The 269-nt window shown below is 51.3% G+C and carries 1 protein-coding gene; it reads left to right on the top strand.

Features of this window, described 5'->3' with window-relative positions; all coding sequences use genetic code 11:
* Positions 1-16: 16 nt before the first annotated feature.
* A partial coding sequence (locus SB756_RS30585) for a DUF484 family protein (RefSeq protein WP_410913307.1) occupies positions 17-269 on the top strand: 253 nt, incomplete at its 3' end.

Genomic DNA, 269 nt, shown 5'->3' with positions numbered 1-269 from the left:
ACGGATTTATTCATCTATGAAGCAACCAGGGGAAGAACTGCAGGAAACACTCACGGAGCTTGATGACCGGGCGGTTGTCGATTATCTGATTAAAAATCCTGAGTTTTTTATCCGCAATGCGTGCGCAGTAGAAGCGATACGTGTGCCGCATCCGGTACGCGGCACCGTTTCGTTGGTCGAGTGGCACATGGCCCGCGCACGTAATCATATTCATGTTCTGGAAGAGAACATGGCGCTGTTGATGGAACAGGCTATCGCCAACGAAGGCC

This window comes from Pseudomonas sp. SIMBA_068 (genome assembly GCF_046534705.1).
GTDB lineage: Bacteria > Pseudomonadota > Gammaproteobacteria > Pseudomonadales > Pseudomonadaceae > Aquipseudomonas > Aquipseudomonas putida.
Note: the sequence above shows the minus strand (reverse complement) of the source record. Positions and strands in the feature narration are given on the sequence as shown.